The 22942-nt window shown below is 73.5% G+C and carries 26 protein-coding genes and 1 pseudogene; 9 read left to right on the forward strand and 18 right to left on the reverse strand.

The window, feature by feature from the left end:
* Positions 1–3 precede the first annotated feature (3 nt).
* From otnC to GXW74_RS09655, 13 genes are all read right to left on the reverse strand, one after another.
* A complete protein-coding gene (otnC, locus tag GXW74_RS09595) occupies positions 4–636 on the reverse strand; it encodes a 3-oxo-tetronate 4-phosphate decarboxylase (protein WP_211846267.1) in 633 nt (210 codons plus the stop codon).
* Positions 629–1888: a 3-oxo-tetronate kinase gene (gene otnK / locus GXW74_RS09600; RefSeq protein ID WP_211846268.1), complete on the reverse strand. Its 1260-nt coding sequence runs from the start codon at positions 1886–1888 to the stop codon at positions 629–631. The genes otnC and otnK overlap by 8 nt, the downstream gene beginning before the upstream one ends.
* A gap of 13 nt (positions 1889–1901) precedes the next feature.
* Positions 1902–2387: a cupin domain-containing protein gene (locus GXW74_RS09605; RefSeq protein ID WP_211846269.1), complete on the reverse strand. Its 486-nt coding sequence runs from the start codon at positions 2385–2387 to the stop codon at positions 1902–1904.
* A 119-nt stretch (positions 2388–2506) separates the two neighbouring features.
* Positions 2507–3379, reverse strand: a complete 873-nt coding sequence (locus GXW74_RS09610) for a class I SAM-dependent methyltransferase (RefSeq protein ID WP_211846270.1) — start codon at positions 3377–3379, stop codon at positions 2507–2509.
* Complete coding sequence (locus tag GXW74_RS09615; RefSeq protein WP_211846271.1) at positions 3379–4425, reverse strand: glycosyltransferase family 4 protein; 1047 nt, start codon at positions 4423–4425, stop codon at positions 3379–3381. Before GXW74_RS09615 ends, GXW74_RS09610 begins: the two co-directional genes overlap by 1 nt.
* Positions 4422–4826, reverse strand: coding sequence for a 6-pyruvoyl trahydropterin synthase family protein (locus GXW74_RS09620; protein WP_211846272.1), 405 nt, complete (start codon positions 4824–4826; stop codon positions 4422–4424). Before GXW74_RS09620 ends, GXW74_RS09615 begins: the two co-directional genes overlap by 4 nt.
* Before the next feature lie 349 nt (positions 4827–5175).
* Positions 5176–6159 (reverse strand): zinc-dependent alcohol dehydrogenase, encoded by a 984-nt coding sequence (locus GXW74_RS09625; protein WP_211846273.1) that lies wholly within the window; start codon positions 6157–6159, stop codon positions 5176–5178.
* An 88-nt stretch (positions 6160–6247) separates the two neighbouring features.
* A complete protein-coding gene (locus GXW74_RS09630) occupies positions 6248–7024 on the reverse strand; it encodes a RibD family protein (RefSeq protein WP_211846274.1) in 777 nt (258 codons plus the stop codon).
* 40 nt (positions 7025–7064) lie between these two features.
* On the reverse strand, positions 7065–7580 hold the full coding sequence (locus GXW74_RS09635; RefSeq protein ID WP_211846275.1) for a permease: 516 nt from the start codon (positions 7578–7580) through the stop codon (positions 7065–7067).
* Complete coding sequence (locus tag GXW74_RS09640) at positions 7577–8104, reverse strand: hypothetical protein (RefSeq protein WP_338148191.1); 528 nt, start codon at positions 8102–8104, stop codon at positions 7577–7579. The genes GXW74_RS09635 and GXW74_RS09640 overlap by 4 nt, the downstream gene beginning before the upstream one ends.
* A gap of 494 nt (positions 8105–8598) precedes the next feature.
* On the reverse strand, positions 8599–9000 hold the full coding sequence (locus tag GXW74_RS09645; protein ID WP_211846276.1) for a hypothetical protein: 402 nt from the start codon (positions 8998–9000) through the stop codon (positions 8599–8601).
* Complete coding sequence (locus GXW74_RS09650) at positions 8997–9332, reverse strand: rod-binding protein (protein WP_211846277.1); 336 nt, start codon at positions 9330–9332, stop codon at positions 8997–8999. The genes GXW74_RS09645 and GXW74_RS09650 overlap by 4 nt, the downstream gene beginning before the upstream one ends.
* Positions 9332–10456, reverse strand: coding sequence for a flagellar basal body P-ring protein FlgI (locus GXW74_RS09655; protein WP_246523119.1), 1125 nt, complete (start codon positions 10454–10456; stop codon positions 9332–9334). The genes GXW74_RS09650 and GXW74_RS09655 overlap by 1 nt, the downstream gene beginning before the upstream one ends.
* 188 nt (positions 10457–10644) lie before the next feature.
* Here GXW74_RS09655 and GXW74_RS09660 point away from each other — a divergent pair, with 188 nt between their 5' ends.
* On the forward strand, positions 10645–11046 hold the full coding sequence (locus GXW74_RS09660) for a flagellar assembly protein FliX (protein WP_211846279.1): 402 nt from the start codon (positions 10645–10647) through the stop codon (positions 11044–11046).
* A 165-nt stretch (positions 11047–11211) separates the two neighbouring features.
* Positions 11212–11628: an RNA polymerase-binding protein DksA gene (dksA, locus tag GXW74_RS09665; protein ID WP_211846280.1), complete on the forward strand. Its 417-nt coding sequence runs from the start codon at positions 11212–11214 to the stop codon at positions 11626–11628.
* 369 nt (positions 11629–11997) lie between these two features.
* Here the strand turns inward: dksA and GXW74_RS09670 are convergent, their stop codons facing one another.
* The 5 genes from GXW74_RS09670 to flgF form a co-directional block, all read right to left on the reverse strand.
* Entirely contained in the window at positions 11998–12759 is a 762-nt protein-coding gene (locus GXW74_RS09670; RefSeq protein WP_211846281.1) for an SOS response-associated peptidase, read from the reverse strand.
* 281 nt (positions 12760–13040) lie between these two features.
* Positions 13041–13775, reverse strand: coding sequence for a flagellar basal body L-ring protein FlgH (gene flgH / locus GXW74_RS09675; protein ID WP_211846282.1), 735 nt, complete (start codon positions 13773–13775; stop codon positions 13041–13043).
* Between the two features lie 2 nt (positions 13776–13777).
* The gene (gene flgA, locus GXW74_RS09680) at positions 13778–14731 is read right to left on the reverse strand and encodes a flagellar basal body P-ring formation chaperone FlgA (RefSeq protein WP_211846283.1); all 954 of its coding nucleotides are present in this window, start codon (positions 14729–14731) and stop codon (positions 13778–13780) included.
* Complete coding sequence (flgG, locus tag GXW74_RS09685; protein WP_211846284.1) at positions 14731–15516, reverse strand: flagellar basal-body rod protein FlgG; 786 nt, start codon at positions 15514–15516, stop codon at positions 14731–14733. The genes flgA and flgG overlap by 1 nt, the downstream gene beginning before the upstream one ends.
* Before the next feature lie 13 nt (positions 15517–15529).
* Complete coding sequence (flgF, locus tag GXW74_RS09690; RefSeq protein WP_211846285.1) at positions 15530–16273, reverse strand: flagellar basal-body rod protein FlgF; 744 nt, start codon at positions 16271–16273, stop codon at positions 15530–15532.
* 203 nt (positions 16274–16476) lie between these two features.
* Here flgF and GXW74_RS27955 point away from each other — a divergent pair, with 203 nt between their 5' ends.
* The 7 genes and pseudogenes from GXW74_RS27955 to GXW74_RS09720 form a co-directional block, all read left to right on the forward strand.
* On the forward strand, positions 16477–17007 hold the full coding sequence (locus GXW74_RS27955) for a flagellar basal body-associated FliL family protein (RefSeq protein WP_246523120.1): 531 nt from the start codon (positions 16477–16479) through the stop codon (positions 17005–17007).
* Positions 17004–18080, forward strand: coding sequence for a flagellar motor switch protein FliM (gene fliM, locus GXW74_RS27960; protein WP_338148192.1), 1077 nt, complete (start codon positions 17004–17006; stop codon positions 18078–18080). Before GXW74_RS27955 ends, fliM begins: the two co-directional genes overlap by 4 nt.
* Before the next feature lie 3 nt (positions 18081–18083).
* Positions 18084–18515, forward strand: a complete 432-nt coding sequence (locus tag GXW74_RS09700) for a DUF6468 domain-containing protein (RefSeq protein ID WP_211846287.1) — start codon at positions 18084–18086, stop codon at positions 18513–18515.
* Positions 18515–19174, forward strand: coding sequence for a MotE family protein (locus GXW74_RS09705; protein ID WP_211846288.1), 660 nt, complete (start codon positions 18515–18517; stop codon positions 19172–19174). Before GXW74_RS09700 ends, GXW74_RS09705 begins: the two co-directional genes overlap by 1 nt.
* Before the next feature lie 31 nt (positions 19175–19205).
* Positions 19206–19586, forward strand: a complete 381-nt coding sequence (locus tag GXW74_RS09710; protein WP_211846289.1) for a chemotaxis response regulator CheY — start codon at positions 19206–19208, stop codon at positions 19584–19586.
* Complete coding sequence (locus GXW74_RS09715; protein WP_211846290.1) at positions 19579–20163, forward strand: protein phosphatase CheZ; 585 nt, start codon at positions 19579–19581, stop codon at positions 20161–20163. The genes GXW74_RS09710 and GXW74_RS09715 overlap by 8 nt, the downstream gene beginning before the upstream one ends.
* Positions 20163–22942 (forward strand): annotated as a pseudogene (locus GXW74_RS09720) (hypothetical protein); the annotation flags it as partial. The gene GXW74_RS09715 and the pseudogene GXW74_RS09720, both read left to right, overlap by 1 nt.

Below are 22942 nucleotides of genomic sequence, written 5' to 3' on the forward strand. Positions count from 1 at the left end.
GCCTCAGCCGAAGGTGGCGAGCAGGTCGTCGACCTGCGCGGGCGTCAGCGTGCGGGCGCCCGCGCCGCGCAGCAGCAGGGCGAGGCGGGCGGATTCCTCGAGCTCCTCCGCCGCATGCACCGCGTCCGCCAGCGTCTTCCCGGACACCACCGGGCCGTGATTGGCGAGCAGCACGGCCTTGGCGCCCTTGGCGGCCTCGTGGATGTCGGATTCCATCGCCGCATCGCCCGGGCGGTAGTAGCGGATCACCGGCAGTGACCGCCCGACGCGCATGACGAAATAGGGCGTCAGCGGCGGGATCGGCGCGGTCTCGCCGGGTTCGGCGAGGCAGCCGATGGCGGTGGCGTAGGTGGAATGCAGATGCACCACGGCGCCGGCCTCGGGCCGTGCGGTCAGCACGGCGCGGTGCATGAAGACCTCCTTCGAGGGCTTGTCGCCGCCGAGATGCGTCCAGTCCGGCGCCAGCTTGCTGATGCGCGCGGGATCGAGCCGCCCGAGGCAGGAATTGGTCGGCGTCATCAGATAGCCGTCCGGCAGGCGCACGGAGATGTTGCCCGCCGTGCCGACCGAATAGCCCCGCTGGAACAGCGAGGCGCCGAGCATCGCGAGTTGTTCGCGCAGCGCCGCCTCAGTCATGGCCGAACGCCTTCAGGAAGAAGTCGCGCGCGCCGAAATTGCCTGACTTGAGCGCGAGGTGGATGCCGCGCGGCGCGGCGAAGGTCCAGGGCACGCCGGGGTCGATCTCCGGCCCGATGCGCAGCGACGTCACGCCGAGGCGCTGCACCACGGCGCCGGAGGTCTCGCCGCCGGCGACCACCAGCCGGCCGACGCCGCGCGCGACGAGGCCCTCGGCGATGGTGGCGACGGCGTCCTCCACCAGCGCGCCGGCGGCGTCGCGGCCGAGCTTCGCCTGCAGCGCCGCGACCTTTTCCGGCGTCGCGCTGGCGGCAATGACGACGGGGCGCGCGGCTTCCAGCTTGCCGTCCACCCAAGCCAGCGCCTGCGCCGCCATGGCGGCGGCATCGGGGGTGGCGAGCGCATCGAGTTCCAGCACCGGCACATGGTCGCGCGCGAGGCCGATCTGCCCGAGCGTCGCCCGGGAACAGGACCCCGCGACCACCGCCGCCGCACCCTTCATCGGCGGCAGCGCATCGGCATCCGCACGCTCCGGCAGCAGGCCGGCGCGGCGGAAATTCTCCGGCAGGCCCATCGCCACGCCGGATCCGCCGGTGACGAGCGCATGCGGCTGCACCGCCTCGCCGATCGCCATGAGATGCGCATCGGTCACCGCATCGACGATGGCGTAGCGGCGGCCGGATTCCGCCAGCCGCGTCATCTGCCGCCGGATCTCCGCCGCACCCTGCTCGACGGCGCCGAAGGGCACCAGGCCGACGCCACCCTCGGTCTGGCGCGACAGCACGCGCACCAGGTTGGCATCCGTCATGGGCGTGAGGGGATGGTGCTCCATGCCGCTCTCGTTCAGCAGCGCACCGCCGACGAAAAGGTGGCCGAGATAGATGGTCCGCCCATTGGTCGGGAAGGCCGGGCAGGCGATGGCGAAGCCGGAGCCGAGCCGCTTCAGCAGCGCATCGGCGACCGGCCCGATATTGCCCGCATCCGTGCTGTCGAAGGTCGAGCAGTATTTCCAGAACAACTGCCTCGCCCCCGCCGCGGTCAGCGCGTCGCAGGCGGCGAGGGACTGAGCGACGGCGTCGGCCGCCGGCACGGTGCGGATCTTGAGCGCGACGATGACGGCATCCGCCTCGGGCAGCGGGCCATCCGGCACGCCGATCACCTGCACGGCCGACATGCCGCCCTTCACCAGCGTGTTGGCGAGGTCGGTGGCGCCGGTGAAATCATCGGCAATGCAGCCGAGCAGCAGGGGCATTCGGGGCCCTCCTTCAGAAAACGGGCGTTCCATCCTTGCGGTAGTAGACGCTTTTCCCGTCCGGGCCGGGCAGGATCATCAGGTCGTCGTCCGGGTAGTCCACCTTCTCGAACGGCGTGCGGTCGCCGACCTCGATGTAGACGCAGTCGGCCGTGCCGCGGTTCACCAGGTGATGCGCGTCTCCGGTGCCGGCGCGGAAGCCGGCACACATGCCCGCCCTCATCGGCGTCCCGCCGGCATCGGTCACCAGCAGGCATTCGCCTTCGAGGATGTAGACGAACTCGTCCTGCTTCTCGTGCGCATGGCGCAGGGCGGAGGCGGAACCGGGCGGCAGCCGCGTCAGGTTCACGCCGAAATTCCTCAGGCCGAAGACATCGCCCAGCACGGTCTTCACCCGCCCGCCGATCTTCTCGACGAGATCCTGCGGATAGCCGGATGGCCTTGCGCGCGGCGGCATCTCGGCGGCGACGACGGCGATGGGATGCTTGGCATCGGACATGTCGGCCTTCCTTCCCTGCAGCGGTTGCCGTTCGCCTCGGCTCACGGCGAGCACTCTAGATTCCTGTCTTCGCGGGCATCTTCACCCGATCGGGTGACTCCACCTGATCGGGATCTGACCTAGCCCGGCGGCAGGGCAAGGATGTCCCGGTGGCCGATTCGGATCGAGAGAGATTTGTTCATGGCCTGTTCACGACGCGCGGCGATCCAGTCCTCGATCGCCGCGGCGTCGCGCCGTTCCCATGCCAGGGCCGCGGCGGCGTGGCCGGTCGCGACCTCTCGCGCGAAGAGCCCGGAGCGGCGGTCCACGACCCAGTCGGACGGCGCGACATGCACCGCGTAGCCATGGGCCGCGAAGGCCGCCGCGATCGCGGCCGGCGCGGCGGGGCCGAGCGCCGCGCCGCCGAAACCCTTGTCCCGGCGCTGGTCGCGGCGGAAGCCGCGGGCGACCAGCGCATCGGCCGGATGGGGCGGGGCGAAGCGGTCGCGCCCGGTCACGTTCAGCGCGGCGTAGAAGGGAAGGCGGTGGGCGGCGCAGGCGGCGGCAACGCGCTCGACCCAGTCGCGCGAGACCAGGTCGCACAGCGCCGAGTTCACCACCGCGTCCACGCGGTCGAGCGGCAGGTTGTCCGGCGCCTCGGCGAGGTCGGCGATCAGCGCCTCGACCCGCCAGGCGCCGCCCGGCGCATGGACCAGCAGCGTCTTGCGTCCCGGGAAGGTCGCGGTCCAGCCGACGGAGTCGGCGCGGTCGGCGATGGTCCCGAAGGCGCGGTCAGCAAGCTCGGCATCGGCATCGACCAGCGTCCAGGCCTGGGCGCGGCCGATCCAGTGGCCGAGCCAGCGCAGCAGGCTGCCGGTGCCGGCACCGAGGTCGAGGATGCGCGGCCGGGCGGGCAGGGCGGCGGCGAGCATCTCCGCCAGCCCGGCGTCGCGCGCGGCGGCGTCGTAGGGTTCGCGCAGGTCGAGCCAGTCGCCGTCGAACTCCTCCGTCATCAGGCAGCGGCCTTGTCGAGCTCGGCGCGGAAGGCCGCTGCGCGATCCGACCAGCGCGGCAGGCGCTGGCCGCCCTGCCAGGAGGCCTCGGCCATCTCGGCACGCAGCTCGGCGTCGAAGATCGGCCGGCGCATGCCCTTGGAGAGCGACATCACGTCATCCACCGGGGAGATGATGGCCGAGCCTGGGGCGACGACCTCGGCGATCGCGCCGCCGGCGGTGATGGCGAGCGGCAGGCCGCGCGCCATCGCCTCGGCCGCGGCCATGCCGTAGCCTTCCCATTTCGTGGCCAGGGCAAACAGGTCGGCGCGGTGGTACAGCGCCTCCAGCGCCTCGCCCGCCACCTCGCCGGCGAAGGTGACGCGGGCGGCGATGCCGAGCTCCTCGGCCAGCGCGCGCAGGCCATGGGCATGCGCCGGGTCGCGGCGCTCGTCGCCGACGATGGTGAGCGTCCATTCGAGGTCGGACAGCCGCGCCAGGGCGCGCAGCAGCACGTCATGCCCCTTGCGCGGCACCAGCGTGCCGACGCTGAGGATGGCGCAGGCTGGTCCGCCCGAGCCGATCGCGCGCGGCGCCGGATCGGTGCCGGGCTCGACCACGCCGATGCGGCCCGGGTCGGCGCCGAATTCCTCCGGCAGGCGTCGGGCCGTCAGTGGAGAGGTGCAGATCAGCCGCGCGCAGGCGGTGAAGAGCGCGCGCTCCTTCGCCTTCAGCACGGTGCGCGAGGCATCGGGGAAGCCGTGCTCGAGCGCGGTCGGGTGGTGGATCAGCGCCACCGCCCTGCGTGCGGCGAGGTCCTGCGCCAGCGGCAGGAAGGCGGGCAGGCCGAGCCCGTCGAGGACGATGCGCGCATCGGCCGGCAGGTCCTGCAGCGCGGCGCGCGCGCCGGCCTCGGCTGCCTCGTCGGGCGCAGGGTGCAGGCCGGGCAGCTCCACCACCTCGACCGTCTCGCCGAGGGCGCGCAGCCCTTCGACCATGCGCCGGTCGTAGATGTAGCCGCCCGAGATCGCGTCGAAGGGGCCGGGGACCAGAAAGTGGATGCTCACGCGGAAGGCGCCCCTTCATAGGCCGCCCAGGCGACGTGGCTTTCGCGCAGCAGCACCTTGAGGCCGGTGACGGCGCGGCCGCCCTCGCCGAGCCGGCCCTCCGCCAGCGCCGCCGAGAGCAGCTTGTGGATATGGGCGCAGAGGAACTCGGTGGTCGTGTTCTCGCCGGCGAATTGCGGTTCGGCGTCCAGGTTGCGGTAGTCGAAGCCGTCGAGGATGCGGCGCAGCTCGACCTTCGCTGCGGCGATGTCCACCAGCAGGTTCAGGCGGTCGAGTTTGGGGGCTCGGAATTCCGCCTCCACCACGAAGGTGGCGCCGTGCAGGCGCTGCGCCGGCCCGAATTCCTCCCCGCGGAAGGAATGGGCGATCATCACGTGGTCGACGACGGTCAGGCTGTACATGCCGCCCTTGTAGCGGCCGGGCCGTCGCGCGTCATCCGCGGGAGGAGGCGATCACGGCGCGCGCCGGGTCGCTGCCCGAGGTCCGAAGGCTCCACCGGCCGGGCCGGGGACCTATGCCAGCGGCCGCTGGTATCCGCCTTTTCGTGCCCTCAGGCGCCGGGCACAAACCTCCGGCTTGCTTGGCTTCGCCGGACTGCCGGCGGGCCGCATTCCGGATCCCCAGTCACGTTGCAAGGCAACGTGACTGGGTGCCCGTCGCGGCCTCGGCACGAGTCAGGAACTCGTGCCGCCGGCATTACCCTGTTTGTGTGTGGGGCGCGCGCTGCTCACGGGAGAGCGCCCCGTGGCCTCACCCGTAGGTGACAAGCGGGCAGAGCGGCGGCGCCTCGTCCGGCGGCGGGTCGAGCAGGCGGGGCATCGCCATGGGCAGGTCGTCGAAGCGCGTCGGCGGTCCCACCAGCGCGTCGAGCCGGTCATCGGCCAGCAGCGAGAGGGCCAGCGCCATGCGCTCCCCATGGGTGCGGCGGCCGCGCATGGCGGGTGCGACGGCGCCGACCTGGGTGGAGAGGATCGACAGGCGCTTGGCATGGAAGGCCTCGCCGAGGGGCAGCGTCGCCTCCCGCGTGCCGAACCAGGAGGCCTCGACGATGCGGGCCTCGAAGGCGCAGAGCTCCAGGGCGCGGCGCAGCCCGGCGGGGTTCGCGCTGGCATGGATGATGAGGTCGCGGTTGTCCGGCGCGTCCTCCGGTGCGGCGAAGGCGGCGCCGAGGGATTCGACGACGGCGCGGCGGCTGGGGTCGAGGTCGCAGACCACGGTTTCGAGCCCCGGCATTCGGGCGAGCAGGGCTGCGACGAGCAGCCCGACCACGCCGGCGCCGATGACGAGGGCGCGCTCGCCGGCGAGTGGCCGCGCGTCCCACATCACGTTCAGCGCGGTTTCCATGTTGGCGGCGAGGATGGCGCGATGGGTGGGCACCGCATCCGGCACGGGGATGCACATCGCGGCGGGGGCAAGGAAGCGGTCCTGGTGCGGATGCAGGCAGAAGATGCGGCGACCGAGGAGGTTGTCGGGCCCGTCCTCGACGATGCCGACCGCGCTGTAGCCGTACTTCACCGGGAAGGGGAAGTTCCCGGCCTGCAGCGGGCAGCGCATCGCCGCGTGCTGGCTTTCCGGCACGCGCCCCGCGAGGACGAGCCGTTCGGTCCCGCGCGAGATGCCGGTGGCGAGCGTACGGACCAGCGCCTGGTCGGCCTGGCGTTCGGGCAGCGTCTCCCCGCGCAGCTCGCACCGGTTCGTCGCAATGGTCCAGAGCGCCTTCGCGTCTATCGCCATGGGCTGCGCCCCTGTCGCCGCGCCGCCTTGCCGACAGACAAAAAAAGCAGGGGGCGCGGGGGAGTTCCCTCCCCCGCCCTTGCTTTCTTCATGCCCCCGGCCTCGCGCGATCGAGCGGAATGTCGAGCAGGATGTCGGGCGGTATCTCGTGCACCCGCCAGGAGAACCGCAGCCCGTCGGCGATGCGCGGCACCTCCGGCAGGGTGAAGGCCGGGATGCCGGAGCCAAGCAGCACCGGCGCCACCGTGACATGCAGCCGGTCGAGGCAGCCGGCGGCGAGGAAGCGGGAGACGGTCACGCCGCCGCCCTCGACGAAGATGCGCGTCAGGCCGCGCGCGGCGAGGGCGCGCAGCAGCGCCTCCGGCGCGATGCCGCCGGCCGCCGCACGGGGCAGGCGCAGCACCTCGGCCGTGCCGTGGCGGTCGTTGCCGCGCGCGTCCTCGGCGCAGGCGAGCAGGGTCGGCGGGCCTTCGCGGAAGACGCCGTAGTCGCTGGAGAGGCGGCGGTCGGTGTCGATCACGACGCGGATCGGGTGGGGGCCGGGCACCTCGCGGGTGGTCAGGCGCGGGTTGTCGTGGCGCACCGTGCCGGCACCGACCACGAGGGCATGGCAGAGGGCGCGCAGCCGGTGGGTGTGCAGGATGTCGCCGCGCCCGCCGATCCATTGGCTGCTGCCGGAGGCGGTGGCGATCCGTCCGTCCAGCGTCTGCGCCAGGCGCCCGACCACGCGGCAGCCGTCCGGCGCCGCGGCCGGCGCCAGCAGCGGCGCGAAGAGCGGGGCGAGCGCGCCCTCGTCCGGCACCGGCGCGCCGTCCCGCGCGGCGAGCAAAGCGGCCCAGGTCGGATCGTTCTCGGGGTGCTCCATCGCCGCGCGTCATGCCCGATGCCGGGCGCGCGCGCCAGCGTCAGGGGCGGCCGAGGGTGATCGGCACCACGACGTCGATGAGTTCCGCGAGCACGCCGGCCAGGATCGGCAGCGGCAGCCCGGCCAGCATGCGCAGCGCGACGAAGCGCCAGCCCAGCACCGGGTACTCCCAGGTGATGATGCGGTGGATGCCGTAGATCGCCCAGCCGGTGACCAGCGCCGTCATCTGCGGCACGCCGGCGCCGGCCTTGGCGAAGGCGATCACCAGGGGAAAGGTGACGAAGGGCCCGCCGGGCATGAAGCCGCCGGCGACGGCGCCGACCGCGATGCCGGACAGCCCCGATTCCGGCCCGATCCAGGCGCTCGCCGCATCGGCGGGGACGAGTTCGGCCAGGAAGGCCGCCATCGGCAGGGCGACGGCGAAGAGGGGCAGGATCTTCGCCAGGCTCTGGCCGGTCTCGGCCACCGCCTTGCGGGCCGGGATGGCGCCACGGCGGGCGCAGAGCCCCATGGCGACCAGCGCCAGGACCCAGAGGAAGGCCTGTGCCCCCGTCACCGCGTCGGCTCCCAGGCGATCGGGATGCGCCGCGCGCCCCAGCCGGCGATGATCGGCATCCAGGCCGTGACGAGGACACGCATGATGGTGAATTCGGGGCCGAGCAGCGGCACCTCGTAGATCAGCAGCCGCTGGAAGCCGTTGAGCCCCCAGCTCAGGATATAGGCGACGAGCGCGCCGCGGTCGGCCCCCGCGCCGGCCAGCACGAGGACCAGCGGGAAGGCCGCCATCGGCCCGCCCGGCGTCAGCGCGCCGGCGAGGGTGGCGACCACCAGGCCGAACCAGCCGCTGTCGGCCCCCATCCAGCGCGCCAGCGCGCCGGGGGAGATCAGCTGGCGCAGGGCGCCGGCGAGCAGCAGCCCGGCGAGCAGCGACGGCGCGATGAAGAGAAAGAGGTCCCATGCATGGGTCAGGGCCTCGAAGACCGCGCCGCTGCCGCGCTTCTGCCAGAGCGCGGCCGCGGCGGCAGCTCCGATGGCCGCGATGACCATCAGGCTGGCATGGCGGCGGAGGAGGGCGATCACTCCGGCAAACTGCCCCTCTATGTGCAGCGCAGCAAGCCCGCACGGGGGCGGGCGAAGGGGCCCGCTCCCCCTCGGCGGTGCGCTGGGCAGCCCGCCGGCTTGCCTGCGCGGGACCTGCCCCTGCGCCTGCGCGCGGCGGAAAGATTCGGACAGCCCGTGGCGCGGCGTGCCGAAAATCGCTTCCGAAGGCCCCTCGGCCCCTGGTGGGGTGGTCCGGAGGGGCGGGGCCGCTCGGTCGGCCGCCAGGGTGGGCTCACCCCTGCCGGGATTCGCCGCCTGCCGCGGCCGGCACCGGACTCATGCCAGCGGGCGCTATGCGCGACCGCTGGTATCCGCCCCTTCATGCCCTCAGGCGCCGGGCGCAGACCTCCGGCTTGCCTGGCTTCGCCGGACTGCCGGCGGGCCGCATTCCGGATCCCCGGTCACCTTGCCTTGCAACGTGACCGGGTGCCCGTCGCGGCCTCGGCACGAGTCGCGTGCTCGCGCCGCTCCTATCAGACGCGCGCGGACAGGGCGAGCGCCGGGGGCCGCGCTGCCGGCGCGCGGTGTCCGGCCGGCGCATAGCCCGGCGCCGCGGCGCGCGGCAGGGCAGCGCCTGCGATGGTCTCGATGACGCGGGACTGCAGCGCCACGGCGCGTTCCAGCAGGCGGCGGTTCTCCCGCCCGAGTTCCTCCAGCCGGCGGGCGAGGATCGCGGCGGCCTCGCGCACCGGCCCCTCGGGTGCGAGCCCGTGCTTCGCCTGCGCCGCATAGGCGGCGGCGAAGGCGTCCGAGGCGGCCATCTTGCCGGAGGCGAGGTGCGCCGCGCGCGGCATGTCGAGCGCGGCAAGCGCCTCGTTCTCGGCGCGCAGCGCCTCGGCCAGGCGCTGCCCGGCGAGGATGAGCGAATCGATCATGGTGTGGTCCCTTCCGTATTGGCGGGGGTGGCGGCGGCGCGGATGCGGTGCATCTCGCGCAGCACGATGTCGGCGAGGCCGAGGCCGGCTCCGGCCCGGGTGGCCGCCTTGGCATAGGCATCGACGAGCATGGGCTGCCATTGCGCCTCGGCCGCGCCGCCGCCGAAGCGGCTGCGGGAGAGATCCGCTGTCGAGAAGATCGGCTGCAGCAGCATGGCGAAGGCCTGGGCCTCGAACTCCTCGGCGGCGCGGCGCATGGCGGATTCGCTGCCGGCGACGGCGGGCGCTGCCAGCGCCCGCGGCTGGACCGGGGGCAGGATGGGGGCCTCCATCAGCGCACCTCCAGCTCGGCCTGCAGGGCGCCGGCCGCCTTGATCGCCTGCAGGATGGTGATGAGGTCGCGCGGCCCCACGCCCAGGCTGTTCAGCCCGCGCACCAGCTCGTCGAGCGTGACGGAGCGGGGCAGGATGCCGAGCCGGCGGTCGCGCTGGTCGTCGACCTCGACCTGGGTGCGCGGCACCACCACCGTCTCGCCTTGCGCGAAGGCGTTGGGCTGGCTGACCTGAGGCGTTTCGGTCACGCGGATGGTCAGGTTGCCCTGGGCGATGGCGACGGTGGAGACGCGGACATTCGCCCCCATGACGATGGTGCCCGAGGCCTCGTCGATGACGACGCGCGCCACCTGGTCGGGGGTGACGCGCAATTGCTCGACCTGGCTGAGGAAGGAGACGGGGCTGCGGCCGCCGAGGGAGACGGCGACGGTGCGCGAATCGGTCGCCGCCGCGACTTCCCCGCGCATCGCGCGGTTGATGGCGGCGGCGATGCGCCGCGCCGTGGTCAGGTCCGGGTTGCGCAGGGAAAGCCGCACGCGGTCGCGGCTGGCCAGGGCGAAGGGGACTTCGCGTTCCACGATGGCGCCGTTGGCGATGCGGCCGGAGGTCGGCACGCCCCGCGTGACCGAGGCGCCGGCGCCGCGCGCACTGATCGCCCCGGTGGCGACGGCGCCCTGGGCGACCGCGTAGACCTCCCCATCCGCGCCGAGCAGGGGGGTGACGAGCAGCGTTCCGCCGGTGAGGTTGGTCGCGTCGCCGAGGGCGGAGACGGAGATGTCGATCCGGCTGCCCGGCCGCGCGAAGGGCGGCAGGTTCGCCGTGACCATCACCGCGGCGACGTTGCGGGTGTCGAGCTGACGCTCGTTGTCCCGCGTGTTGACGCCGAGGCGTTCCAGCATGCCGACCAGGGATTGCCGGGTGAACACCGCCGAGCGCAGCCGATCCCCGGTGCCGTTAAGCCCGACCACCAGGCCGTAGCCGACGAGCTGGTTGTCGCGCACGCCCTCGACATCGGCGATGTCCTTGATGCGGACCTCCTGCGCCAGGGCGGGCAGGGCGAGGGCGAGGGCGAGCAGCAGTGCCGCCGCCAGCCTCTTCGTCGTCGCGTAAGCTTTGCCTGGCAAGGATGCGTCTCCGGCGCGCCGCGGGGAGCGGCACGGTTGCAGGTTCCACCCCATCGGCCGGGCCGGAGGGGCGGGCCGGGAAGCGCAAGCGGCATGCCAGCCTGCGGCGCGGCGGACGGCAGGTCTGACCGGCAAGGGTTGCCGGGCGACCGGCCGGAGATGCCGGGACGGCGGAAGGAGAGGACAGCATGGTCGGCATTCGCGGCGTCGGGGCGGGCGCGGCGACACGGGCGGGACGGGGGACGCGCGGGGCGGGGGGTGGATTCCGTCTCGGGCCCGGCGCGGAGGCTTCGGAGCCCGCCGCCGCCCAGGCCGCCGCCGCGCCTTCGGCGATCGGCCTGCTCGCCTTGCAGGAGACGGCCCCGGCCGCCGAACGCGATGCCCGCGCCCGCCGGCGGGGGGAGGCGATGCTGGGGGAACTGGCCGCGTTGCAGGTGGAGCTGCTGTCCGGCCGGGTGGACCCGGCGCGGTTGCAGGCCCTCGCTGCCCTGGCCGAGGGGGAGGCGGCGGCCGATCCCATGCTCGCCGAGTCGATTGCGGCCATTTCCCTCCGTGCCCGGATCGAGCTGGCCCGGCGCGGGATTGGCTGATCCGTGTCACGCGACTGAAAAGCGCGCCGTTTCAGTCATTTGTCGCGAAGGTCCCTCTTGGCTTCCGCCGGGGGCCGCGTCTATGTTCCGCCCGCTTTCAGAGGGGGGGTCTGGGCGCTGCCGCGAAGGCGCCCTGGACCTTCGCGCCGGGGGATATGGACTGACATGCTCGTGACGCTGCCGCCCGACTACCGACCTTCGGACGACGAAGAGTTCATGAACCCCCTGCAGCTGGAGTACTTCCGCCAGAAGCTGCTGAGGTGGCGCCAGGACCTGCTTCGCGAGGCCGGCGAAACCCTCTCCTCCCTCTCCGAGGGAGGGATCGCGGAGCCCGACCTCACCGACCGCGCCAGCGTCGAGACCGACCGGGCGCTCGAACTCCGCACCCGGGACCGGGCCCGCAAGCTGATCAGCAAGATCGACCAGGCGCTCGATCGCATCGAAACCGGCACCTACGGATACTGCGAGGAGAGCGGCGAGCCGATCGGCCTCCGCCGCCTCGAAGCCCGCCCCATCGCGACCATGAGCATCGAGGCACAGGAACGCCACGAGCGGATGGAGCGGGTTCACCGCGACGATTGAGCTGTCTTGCCCTCATGCCGCCGGGCCTCGCTGGTGACCCGGTCATCGGACGGGCGAGGGCATGGCGCGCGGGCCTGGTGGGGCGGTCGCGCGCGAAACAAGGACCCTGAATGCCGGGGTAGCGGAAGGGCTGGCCGGTATCAGCCGCTGGGCGGCGCGCATCCGCGCGGATTGGCCGGCGGCGCAGCGGTGACGAGAGGCGGCTTCGCGGTGCGCCCGCGGCCAGAGGCGGGGCTTCCGGCCGGAGGGGTGCAGCGCCGCGGGTGGCGACGATGAGGCTCGCCCTTCCCGTAGTGCCTCAAGCGGCTCGCGTCAGCGCCGGCTCACGGCAACCGCTCTGCCCTTGCCGTCATGAGCATCATCGCCCGATCAGGCGATCCCCTCTGATCGGGATCTGCTCCCGCCGAAATGCGGCGGCGGGTCGTCGAGCCCCGGCGGCGGCTGGGCCAGGGGGTCGCGCGCGATCAGCCCGGCGTCGTCTTCCGTCACGCGTCCCACGCGCGCGCTGACCGGCCAGACGGCAAGGCCCCGGCGCGGATAGGGTTTCAGCAGGGCGAGCAGCGCCGCTTCGTCGGCCTCCGTCGTGCCGAGCCAGGCGTCCCAGGCCTCGGGCGGCAGGATTGCCGGCATGCGGGCGTGCAGGGGGGCGAGTTCCGGCGCCGCCTCGGTGGTCAGGATGGTGAAGGTGCGCAGGATGGTGCCGTCCGGTGCCCGCCAGCCTTCCCACAGCGCGGCGAGCGGCATCGGCGCCCCATCGGCCATGGCCACCGCGAAGGGCTGCTTGGCGCCCTTGCCCGAGGGCGGCGCCTGCCATTCGTAGAAGCCGTCGGCCACCGCGATGCCGCGGCGCTTGCGGAAGGCTTCGCGGAAGGCGGGCTTCTCGGCGACCGATTCGCTGCGGGCGTTCATCATCTTCGCGCCGCCGGAGGCATCCTTGGCCCAGCGCGGCACCAGGCCCCAGCGGAGCGCGTCGAGGTGCCGCTGCCCGGTCTCGGGATGCCGTCGCACCACCAGCCCGTCCTGCGTCGGCGCGCGGTTGAAGGAAGGCACCAGGTTCGGCGTCGCGTTCTTCGTGCCGAAGTAGCGCGCGACGTCGCCGGAGGAGCGTTGCTGGAAGTATCGCCCGCACATGGATCCTGCCCGCCTCGTGCGCCGTGCCCCGCCATCCTATGCGGAAGCCGAACGCTCGCGAACCGGTCGGTGCTTCGCTGCCCCGGACCGCCTCGCCCCTGCCCCGCAGCGCCAAAGGACGGTTTCCAAAGGCCTTTCGGCCGATGGGGCCCCATTGCCGATGCCCTGCACCGGCAATGGGGCCCCGTGGCGGGGTGGTCCGGAGGGGAGGGGCGCTCCGGAGGGGTGACCACGCCGAACGCAGGAAGCTTCCGCCTTCCTGCACCCCCGGGCACCGGCGTTCAGAACGGCAGGATGATGTCGAGCAATTCCTGGCCCACGCGCGGCCGCTGCACGTCGCTGATCGTCCCGCGCCCGCCATAGGCGATGCGGGCTTCCGCCAGCCGGTCGTGCCGCACCGTGTTGTCGGAGGCGATGTCCTGCGGCCGGATGACCCCGCCCACCGTCAGGTCGCGCAACTCGCTGTTCACCCGCACCTGCTGCCGGCCGGTCACCACCAGGTTGCCGTTCGGCAGCACCTGCGCGACGGTTGCCGCGACGCGCAGCGTCACCGTCTCGTTGCGGCGGATGGCGCCGGTACCGTTCACGCCGCTGGTGGAATTCGCCTGCACGAGCTGGGACGGGTCGATCCCGCTCGGGAACAGCCGCGCATAGGAGGATTCCAGCCCGAGCAGCCGCGGCAGCCCCATGCCCTCGCTGTTGTCGCGGGAGCGGATGGTGCGGTTCTCCAGCTCCGCCTCGTCCTGGATCGAGACCAGCACGGTGACGATGTCGCCGACCGCTGCGGCGCGCTGGTCGCGCAGGAAGGTGCGGCTGCCCGGCCGCCAGAGCGAGTTGTTGGCGAGCGGCGGGTCCTGCGGGTTCGGCATCGGCATGGAGACCGGCCGCCAGCGCGGGTCGGAGGTCGGGTTGGTGACGCCGGCCATCTGCGGTTCGTCGCCGAGGCGCGACAGCCGCTCCGCGCCCGAGCAGGCGGCGAGCAGCAACGGGAAGGCGAGAAGGGCGAGGCGATGCATGCTCAATTCCTCCGCGCGACGATCATCGGCACGGCGCCGGCGCGCACGCGCACCCGGCCGGGGCCGATCGCCTCGGCCTCCACCACCGAGCGGGAAGCGAGGTTCATCACCGGCAGCACCTCTCCGAGGGCGGCCGCCTCCATGGCCCGGCCCTGCGCCGTCAGCGCCAGGCCCGGCGCTTCCAGCAGCATCAGAACCGGCTGGTTCTTGGCGACGACGACGGGGGCGACCAGGTCCACCAGCATGAAGGGCAGGTCGGTGCCGATCGGCCGGCGCATCTGGCGGCCGATCACCTCCTCGGCGCGTTGCGCGGTGCCGGGGCGGACGCGCTCGGCGCGGATGCGGCGTTCCTCGATGTCGCCGGGGCGGACCACCTCGCCGACCGCGATGCGGCGGGCGGCGAGGACCACCGGCACGGTCGGCAGGGCGCGGCCTGCGATGCGCAGGCGCTGGGTCGGCATGCCCTCGGCGGCGACCACCAGCGTCGCGGAGAAGCGCCGCGAGGTGCCGTCGTAGTAGGGCGCTTCCAGCGCGATCTCCGGCAGGGCGGAGAGGGGCACGAGCGGCGGGGCGAAGCCGGGCAGCTCGAGCTCGGTCTCCGCCTCGGCGCCGAGGCGCGCGAGGTCGAGCCGCAGCAGCGCCTCGATCTCCTCGCGCGGGACCGGGCGGCCGGGGCGTTCGACGATGCTGCGCTCCTCGCCCGACAGCGGCCGCCAGGCGAGGCCGTGCCGGCGCGCGATGGCGGCGAGGTTGGCGGCATCGAGCACCATCCGCCGCCCCGGCGCCGGCGCGGCGCCGACCGACTGGTTGGCGAGCCTGCCGGCATTCTCGAACAGGTCGCCGAGGCGGAGCATGGCGTCCTCGGCCAGCACCACGGGGCGCGGGGCGGGGGGCAGGTCCTCGGCCCGCGCGGGCAAGGCGAGGAGGGGCAGGGCGAAGAGGGCGCGGCGCAGCATCAGCGGAGCCTCGTGAGCGTGGAGAGCATTTCGTCGGAGGCGGTGATCACGCGGGAATTCATCTCGTAGGCGCGCTGCGCGGTGATGAGGGAGGTGATCTCCTGCACGACGTTGACGTTCGAGGTCTCGATGAAGCCCTGCATGGTCTGGCCGTAGCCCGGCGTGCCCGGCGCGCCCTGTTGCGCATCGCCCGAGCCCGGCGTGGCGAGGAAGAGGTTGTCGCCGATCGCCTCCAGCCCGCCCTCGTTGGCGAAGATGGCGAGCTGGAGCTGGCCGACGTTCTGCGGATTGGTCTGGCCGTCGAGCTTCGCCAGCACCTCGCCATTGGCGTTGATGGTGACGTCGCGCGCATTGGCCGGGATGGTGATGCCGGGCTGCACGACGAAGCCTTCGGCGGTGACGATGGTGCCTTCGGCCGAGAGCCCGAAGGTGCCGTCGCGGGTATAGGCGGTCTCGCCGGAGGGAAGCTGGATCTGGAAGTAGCCATTGCCGCGGATGGCGATGTCGAAGCGATTCTCGGTCTGCTGCAGGTTGCCCTGTTCGGAGATGCGATAGACCGCGGCGGTGCGCACGCCGAGGCCGATCTGCGCGCCGGAGGGCAACACCGTGCCGGTATCCGCGCTCTGCGAGCCGGAGCGGCGGAGGTTCTGGTAGATCAGATCCTGGAACTCGGCGCGCCGGCGCTTGTAGCCGGTGGTCGAGATGTTCGCGATGTTGTTGGAGATGACCTCGACATTGTTCTGCTGGGCCATCATGCCGGTGGCGGCGACGTGGAGCGATCGCATCGGGATCTGACCTTTACGAGCGGCGGCGCAGGATGCGCTCGACGGCGGTGGAGAGGCGCTCGCCCTCGCGTTCGGCGAACTGGGCGGCGAACTGGAATTCGCGCAGTTCCGCGGTCAGGCGGGTCATTTCCAGGATGGGCTGGACGTTGCTGCCTTCCAGCACGCCCTGGCGGATGGCCGGACGGTCCACCGGCTGCGGCTGCTCGGCGCCGGCGTCGAAGATGCGGTCGCCTTCGGCCTTCAGTGCCTGGACATTGTCGAAGCGGACGACGCGGATGCGGCCGAGCGTGCCGTTCTCGCTGCGGATGGTGCCGTCGCCCTGGATCTCGATGCGGGTGTCGTTGGCCGCGACGGCGATGGGCTCGCCCTGGTCGTTCAGCAGCGGGTTGCCCTCCATGTCGACGATCCGGCCGCCGTCGCCGATGGTGAAGCGGCCGGCGCGGGTGAAGCGTTCGCCGCGTGGCGTCTCGACGGCGAAGAAGCCGTCCCCGGTCAGGGCGAGGTCGAGCGGATTGCCGGTCATCTGCATCGGGCCGGTCTGCATCTCCCGCCAGGTGGCGCGGTCCTGCACGTGGTGGACGCTGCGCCCGCCGGACGGCGTGCCGGCGAGGTCCTGGCGCGCGACGAATTCTGCGAAGACCGGGCGCAGGGCGCGGAAGCCCGGCGTGTCGGCATTGGCGACGTTGTGCGCCAGCACCTGCGTCGCGCGCGACTGGAGCGTCAGGCGCGAAAGGATGATGTAGCCCGGGCTGTCCATGCGTCGCGTCTCCGGTCGAGGTGCGCGCCGGCTGGCGCCACCGGCGTGGGCTGGCGCAACCGGCGTGCCACCTCCGCGGCCGGTCCGGGGCGGCAGTTGTTGCCTGGCGGCGGCAGCAAGGGACGTACCGGCCGGCAGTTCCGCGCCCGCAAGCCTTCCTTAACGGCGCCGGGCGATGCTGTGGCCCTTGCAGGAGGCAGGGCATGTCGGCGGCGCCGCGGGCGGAACAGGACGGGGACAGCGGGAAGGGCGGCGGCAGGAAGAAGCTGCTGCTGCTCGCGCTGCCGCTCGTCCTGGGCGGCGCGGGCGCCGGACTCTGGTTCGGCGGCATCCTGCCGCCGCTGCTCGGCATGGGCCCGGCCCCGCGCGAAGCCGAAGGCGCCGCGCAGGCCGAGGCGCCGCGCCCGCCGGCCTTCTTCGACATGCCGGAGATCATCACCAACCTCAACGCCACCGGGCGGCGGCCGGTCTTCGTCAAGCTGCGCAGCAAGCTCGAGATCGCGCGCGCCGAGGACGGCGTCGCCATCCAGGCCGCGATGCCGCGGCTGCTCGACCTGTTCCAGACCTACCTGCGCGAGACGCGGCCCGAGGAACTGCGCGGGTCCGCCGGCACGCACCGGCTGCGGGAGGAACTGATCGCGCGCGCCAACATCGCTGTCGCGCCGCCGGCGGGCAGCACGCAGGCCGCGCCGCGCATCAACGACGTGCTCTTCGTGGAGATCCTGATCCAGTGAGCGGCAGCCAGGAGGAGGACGACCTCGCGGCCGCCTGGGGTGCGGCGCTGGAGGAGGAGGGGGCGCAACCCGCCGAGACCTTCGCCGCGCCTGCGCCGGATGCGACCCGCGTGCTCAACCAGGCCGAGATCGACAGCCTGCTGGGCTTCGAGAGCGGGCCGGCCGGGGCCGCCGACGAAAGCGGCATCCAGAAGATCATCTCCTCCGGCCTGGTGTCCTATGAACGCCTGCCGATGCTGGAGATCGTCTTCGACCGGCTGGTGCGGCTGCTGTCGACGACGCTGCGCAACTTCACCTCCGACAATGTGGAGGTGTCGATCGACGGCATCGTCTCGCTGCGCTTCGCGGACTACCTGAATTCCATCCCGCTGCCGGCGATGCTCGGCGTGACGCGGGCGGAGCAGTGGGACAACTACGGCCTCGTCGTCGTCGATTCCGCGCTGATCTATTCGGTGGTGGACGTGCTGTTGGGCGGGCGGCGCGGCACCGCGGCCATGCGCATCGAGGGGCGGCCCTACACCACCATCGAGCGCACGCTCGTCGAACGGCTGATCGGCGTGGTGCTGGACGACCTGACCGCGGCCTTCGAGCCGCTCTACCCGGTGGAATTCAAGTTCGACCGGCTGGAGGTGAATCCGCGCTTCGCCGCCATCTCGCGCCCGTCCAACGCCTGCGTGCTGGTGCGGCTGCGCGTCGACATGGAGGATCGCGGCGGCAAGCTCGAGCTGTTGCTCCCCTACGCCACGCTCGAGCCCGTCCGCGAACTGCTGCTGCAGCAGTTCATGGGCGAGAAGTTCGGCCGCGACAGCATCTGGGAAACGCACCTCGCCGAGGAGCTGCGCGGCACCGAGGTCGCGCTCGACGTCGTGCTGGATGAGCAGGTGATGCCGCTCTCCTCCGTGCTGGCGCTGAAGGTGGGGGACCGCATCGCGCTCGGCGTCGCGCCGGGGGCGCCGGTGCGGCTGCGCTGCGGCGACATCCCGATGTTCGAGGCCGAGCTCGGCCGGCAGGAGCAGCGCCTTGCCGTGCGCATCGCCCGGGCGCTCGAACGCGGCCGACGGATGGAGGGCTGAGGCATGTCCCTGCTGGAATGGGTGCTGCAGATCGCGTTGCTTGGGCTGCTCGGCGCCGCCATCCCCTTCGCGGTGCGGCTGGAGCGCAGCCTGCGCGAGATCCGCCGCGACCGTGCGGCGATGGATGGCAGCGCGCAGGGGCTGTCGGAGGCGGCGCGCATGGCGGAAGCGGCGATGGTCCGGCTGCGCGCCTCGGCCGAGCTCGCCGGGCGGCAGGTCGCCGAGCGCACCGCGGCGGCCGAGCCGCTGCGCGATGACCTGCGCTATCTGGTCGAGCGCGCCGAAACCCTGGCCGACCGGCTCGAAGGGCTGGTGCGCGCCGGCCGTCCCTTGGCCGCCGAGGCCCCCCGGGTGGCGGAGGCGCCGCTGCAGAGCCAGGCCGAGCGCGACCTGATGCGGGCGCTGGCGCTGGGCGCCGCGAAGGCGGGACGCTGATGCCGCGGCCGCGCCTGCTGCCTTCGGCGATCATCGCCATGGCGCTGCTCTTCGCCGTGAAGGCCGGCGGGGTCGCCAGTGCGCTGTGGGGGCCGGCGGTGGTGATCGCGCCGGCGCGCGCGGCTGACCCGGCGCCGGTGGCGCCGCGCCAGGTGCCGCAGCCTGTGCGCGCGGAACGCCCGCCGGCGCCGCCGCCGGCCGCCCCCCCCACGCAGCCGGTGGCCATGGTTGCGCCTGATCCCGCGACGCAGGCCGAGCGCGCGCTGCTCGAACAGCTCCGCGCCCGGCGCGCGGAGATCGAGGCGCGCGAGCAGGCCGCGGCAGCGCAGGAGGTCATGCTCCAGGCGGCCGAGCGGCGCCTTGCCCGGAGGGTCGAGGAACTCGCGGCATTGCAGCAGCGGCTCGAAGGCATGGAGCGCGCGCGGGGCGAACGCGAGGAGGCGGGCTGGCGCGGGCTGGTCCGCACCTATGAGGCGATGCGCCCGCGCGATGCCGCGGCGATCTTCAACGACCTCGAAATGCCCGTGCTGGTCGAGATCATCGATCGCATGGGGGAGCGCAAGGCGGCGCCGGTGATCGGGGCAATGCGCCCCGAGCAGGCGCGGCTGGTGACGGCGGAGCTGGCGCGCCACCGCGCGCGCCGCACCGCGGCGGACTGAACGGACCAAGGCAGGAGGCGAGACGCGGCCGATGGACAGGAACATCAACGTCCTGATCGTGGATGACTACCGGACGATGCTGCGCATCATCCGCAACCTGTTGAAGCAGCTCGACTTCAACAATGTGGACGAGGCGACCGACGGGCAGGAGGCGCTGGCCAAGCTGCGGGCGGGCAATTTCGGCCTGGTGATCAGCGACTGGAACATGGCGCCGATGACCGGGCTCGACCTGCTGAAGGAGGTGCGGGCCGATGCGCGGCTGAAGAACACGCCCTTCATCATGATCACGGCCGAGAGCAAGACGGAGAACGTGGTCGCGGCCAAGCAGGCCGGCGTCTCCAACTACATCGTCAAGCCGTTCAACGCCGAGACGCTGCGCGAGAAGATCGAGAAGGTGCTCGTCCATGCCTGACGGCACCCCCCCGGAGGATGACCGCATCGAGGCCGCGGTGCGCGCCGTACTGGTCAGCATGGCCGGCGATCTGACGGTGAAGGAGGCGGCGCTGCTGGCCGAGCTGGAAGGGCTCGGCCGCACCATCGCGCGCGCCAAGGCGGAGATCGCGCAGCTTTCGGTGGATGACATCACCGGCGCGCATATCCCCTCGGCCACCGACGAACTCGATGCCATCGTGGACCACACCGCGCAGGCGACGAATGAGATCCTCGACTGCTGCGAAACGCTCGAGCGGCTTCAGGGGGAGGTGCCGCCGGCCGCCGCCGAGGCGCTGCAGGGCGCGGTGACGCGCATCTACGAGGCCTGCTCCTTCCAGGACATCACCGGCCAGCGCATCGGCAAGGTGGTGGCGGCGCTCAAGGCGATCGAGCAGCGTGTCGAGGCGGCGGTCGCCAATGCCAGCGGCCGCTCTGCGCCGGCCGCAGCGGCAACGGGGCCGAAGACGGAAGGGGAGGAACTCGCCAACGGGCCGCAGCTCCCCGGCGGCGCGACCTCCCAGGCCGAGATCGACCGGCTGCTCGCCAGTTTCGACTGATGCGCCGCCTGGTTGCCGCGCTGCTGCTGCTTCCTGCCCTGGCAGCGCCCGTGCGGGGGCAGGACGCGCCGCAGGTGCCGCTGCGCGGCGGCAGCCATCCGGATCACGGCAGGCTGGTCTTCGACTGGCCCTCCCGCGTCGCCTATACCGCCGAGCAGGAGGGCGGGCGCATCCTGCTCCGCTTCGATGCGCCAGGGCGGATCGATCTCGCGGGAGTGGTCCGCCCGCCGCGCAACGTGCTCGGCCTGGCGCAGGAAGACGGGGCGGTGGTGATCCGCGTCGCGCCGGAGGTGCGGCTGCGGCATTTCCGCCTGGGCAACCGCGTGGTGGTCGACCTGCTCGACGGGACGCCGGCGGGTGCAGCGGCCTCGGCCAGCGCCGTGGCGCCGCCACGCCCGCCACGGGAGCGGCCCGACGCACCGTCCGCGCGGCGGCCCGCTGCCGTCGCCGCGGGCGAGGCGCGCGGCAGGCCCGTGCCGGCGGTCTCCATGCCGGCGAGGCAAGGCGACGCGGCGGCAACGGTGCCGGCGCCCGCCGCTGCGCAGGCCGTGGTGGGGCGCGACCAGGGGGGCGCAACATCCGCGCGGCCATCCGATGCCGTGCGGCCGGGCGGCGCGCCGCCCGGCCCATCTTCGTCGAGCACGGTCCGGCCGAGCGAAGGATCGCCGAATGCGCGGCCGCCGGACACGCCGCCATCGCATGCGGCAGCGCCGAGCGCCGTATCGCCTCATGCGGCGCCCCTCCGCGGAGCGCCGCCGAACGCCGCGCCGCCACATGCCGATCAGGCGCGCGCCGCGCCGCCGAACCCGGCGGCATCCCGCGCGCCCACCGCCGCTCCCGCCCTGGCGCCGTCCGGCGCCCTTCCGGTCCGTCCGTTGCGCGACGCCCCCGCCATCGCTGTGCCGGCCGGCGCGGGAACCGGCCTCGCCCTGTTCCGCCGCGGCGAGGTCCTCCATGCCGTCTTCGACAGCCCCCTGGCGCTCGACCTCGCGCCGTTGCGCGGCCATCCGGTCTTCGCCGGGCTCGAGGCGCTGCCGGCCGGCGAGGGCACGCTGCTGCGCCTGCGACTGGCAGCCCCTGCGCGTCTGCTCGCCCGTCGCGACGGCGCTGCCTGGGTTCTGGAGGCGGCGCGCGGCACGCCGGCCGAATCGGCGGGGCTGCGCGTCGTCGCCGAGCCCGGCCCGCCGGCGCACCTCGTCCTGCAGGGCGGCCTGGAGGGCGCTGCGGCCGGCAGCGTCGTCGCCCTGGCCGACCCAGAAACCGGCGAGCCGCTGCTGGTCGCGACGCTGCGCCGCGCCGGGCCGGGCGTGGCGCTGGGGCGCCGGCTGCCGGAGTTCGAGATCCTGCCCAGCATGATGGGTGCGGCGGTGCTGGCGCGCTCCGACCGGGTGGTGATGCGACCTGCGGAGGATCGCATCCTGGTGCTGGCGGCAGGCGGTGGTTCGCTCGCGCTCGGTGCCGCGGGCGGGCGAGAGCCGTCGGCGCAGGCGCTGGCGATGTCGCGGCTGCTCGACCTGCCGGTCGCGCCGGTGCCGGCACTGATGGAACGCCTGCGCGTGCAGTTGCTCTCGATCAACGACACGCCGCCGCTCGGCCGCGGCAGGCGGCGGCGGGATGCCGCGGAGACTTTGCTCGCCCTCGGTCTGCCGCAGGAGGCGCAGGCCATGGCCGGCCTCGGCCTGCGGGAAGACCCGCAGGCGCGCGAGGATGCGCGGCTGATCCTGGTGCAGGGCGCCGCGGCGCTGCTCGCCGGCCGCGCGGCGGAAGCGCGCGGCATCGCCGACGCCCGTCTTCCGGAACTGGATGAGGTGGCGCTGTGGCGTGCGCTGCTCGCCGCGGCGGAGGGCGACGCCGGCGCCGCGCCGGCCCTGGCAGCGGGCGCTCCGCTGTTGCTCGCCTATCCGGAGGCCCTGCGCGCCAGGCTGCTGCCTCTCGCGCTGGAGGCCATGGTGGCGGGCGGCGAAGCGGCGAGCGCCGCGCGGCTCGCCGCCGAGACCGGCGATCTGCCGGGCCTCGACCTGGTTCGCGGCATGCTGGCCGAGGCGGAGGGGCGCGGTGCCGAGGCGCTGGAACTCTACGCGGCCGTCGTCGGCGGGCGGGACCGCCGCCAACGCGCGGTGGCGCTGCGGCGCGCGACCGAACTCCGCCTCGCGCGCGGCGAGATCGATTCGGGCGGCGCGGCGGCGGCGCTGGAACAGGCGCTCTTCGCCTGGCGCGGCGGGGCGGAGGAGGTGGCGGCGCGGCGCCGCATCGCCGCACTGCGCATCGAGGCCGGCCAGGGGCCCGAGGCCTTTGCGATGCTGGACGAGACGTCGCGGCTCTTCCCCGATCAGGCGGCGGAACTGCGGCCAGAACTCGCCGCCGCCTTCGCAGCGGCGCTGGAGACAGCACCGCCGCTCGTCGCCGCCTCGCTGTTCGATGCGCATCCGGGCCTGCTGCCGCACGGTGAGCGCGGCGATGCCGCCGTGCTGCTGCTGGCCGACCGGCTGGCGGCGCTCGACCTGCCGGGGCGCGCGGCGGCGCTGCTCGACGGCGCGGCGTCGCGGGCGGGGCCCTCGGGGCGTGCTGAGATCGGTGCGCGCCTCGCGACGCTGCGGCTGGAAATGGGAGACGCCGCCGCCGCGCTGGCCGCGCTTGATTCGACCGCCGCGCAGGAACTCCCCGAAGCGCTCGCGACGCGCCGCGCGCTGCTCCGCGCCCGCCTGCTGGCGCGCCGCGGCAACCGCTCGGAGGCGGCGGCGCTGCTGGCGGGCCTTGGCCCGGCGGGGGCGGAGGCGCG

The organism is Neoroseomonas eburnea, from assembly GCF_018129005.1.
Lineage (GTDB): Bacteria > Pseudomonadota > Alphaproteobacteria > Acetobacterales > Acetobacteraceae > Neoroseomonas > Neoroseomonas eburnea.

Coding starts and splice junctions, on each gene's coding strand:
- GXW74_RS09650 (WP_211846277.1), bottom strand. CDS start 9,332: ATGGAGGCCCCCATCCTGCCCCCGGTCCAGCCGCGGGCGCTGGCAGCG.
- GXW74_RS09605 (WP_211846269.1), bottom strand. CDS start 2,387: ATGTCCGATGCCAAGCATCCCATCGCCGTCGTCGCCGCCGAGATGCCG.
- flgG (WP_211846284.1), bottom strand. CDS start 15,516: ATGCGATCGCTCCACGTCGCCGCCACCGGCATGATGGCCCAGCAGAAC.
- GXW74_RS09620 (WP_211846272.1), bottom strand. CDS start 4,826: ATGTACAGCCTGACCGTCGTCGACCACGTGATGATCGCCCATTCCTTC.
- GXW74_RS09705 (WP_211846288.1), top strand. CDS start 18,515: ATGCCGCGGCCGCGCCTGCTGCCTTCGGCGATCATCGCCATGGCGCTG.
- GXW74_RS09715 (WP_211846290.1), top strand. CDS start 19,579: ATGCCTGACGGCACCCCCCCGGAGGATGACCGCATCGAGGCCGCGGTG.
- GXW74_RS09630 (WP_211846274.1), bottom strand. CDS start 7,024: ATGGAGCACCCCGAGAACGATCCGACCTGGGCCGCTTTGCTCGCCGCG.
- otnC (WP_211846267.1), bottom strand. CDS start 636: ATGACTGAGGCGGCGCTGCGCGAACAACTCGCGATGCTCGGCGCCTCG.
- GXW74_RS09700 (WP_211846287.1), top strand. CDS start 18,084: ATGTCCCTGCTGGAATGGGTGCTGCAGATCGCGTTGCTTGGGCTGCTC.
- GXW74_RS09660 (WP_211846279.1), top strand. CDS start 10,645: ATGGTCGGCATTCGCGGCGTCGGGGCGGGCGCGGCGACACGGGCGGGA.
- flgF (WP_211846285.1), bottom strand. CDS start 16,273: ATGGACAGCCCGGGCTACATCATCCTTTCGCGCCTGACGCTCCAGTCG.
- flgH (WP_211846282.1), bottom strand. CDS start 13,775: ATGCATCGCCTCGCCCTTCTCGCCTTCCCGTTGCTGCTCGCCGCCTGC.
- GXW74_RS09610 (WP_211846270.1), bottom strand. CDS start 3,379: ATGACGGAGGAGTTCGACGGCGACTGGCTCGACCTGCGCGAACCCTAC.
- GXW74_RS09625 (WP_211846273.1), bottom strand. CDS start 6,159: ATGGCGATAGACGCGAAGGCGCTCTGGACCATTGCGACGAACCGGTGC.
- flgA (WP_211846283.1), bottom strand. CDS start 14,731: ATGCTGCGCCGCGCCCTCTTCGCCCTGCCCCTCCTCGCCTTGCCCGCG.
- otnK (WP_211846268.1), bottom strand. CDS start 1,888: ATGCCCCTGCTGCTCGGCTGCATTGCCGATGATTTCACCGGCGCCACC.
- GXW74_RS09710 (WP_211846289.1), top strand. CDS start 19,206: ATGGACAGGAACATCAACGTCCTGATCGTGGATGACTACCGGACGATG.
- GXW74_RS09645 (WP_211846276.1), bottom strand. CDS start 9,000: ATGATCGATTCGCTCATCCTCGCCGGGCAGCGCCTGGCCGAGGCGCTG.
- GXW74_RS09670 (WP_211846281.1), bottom strand. CDS start 12,759: ATGTGCGGGCGATACTTCCAGCAACGCTCCTCCGGCGACGTCGCGCGC.
- GXW74_RS27955 (WP_246523120.1), top strand. CDS start 16,477: ATGTCGGCGGCGCCGCGGGCGGAACAGGACGGGGACAGCGGGAAGGGC.
- dksA (WP_211846280.1), top strand. CDS start 11,212: ATGCTCGTGACGCTGCCGCCCGACTACCGACCTTCGGACGACGAAGAG.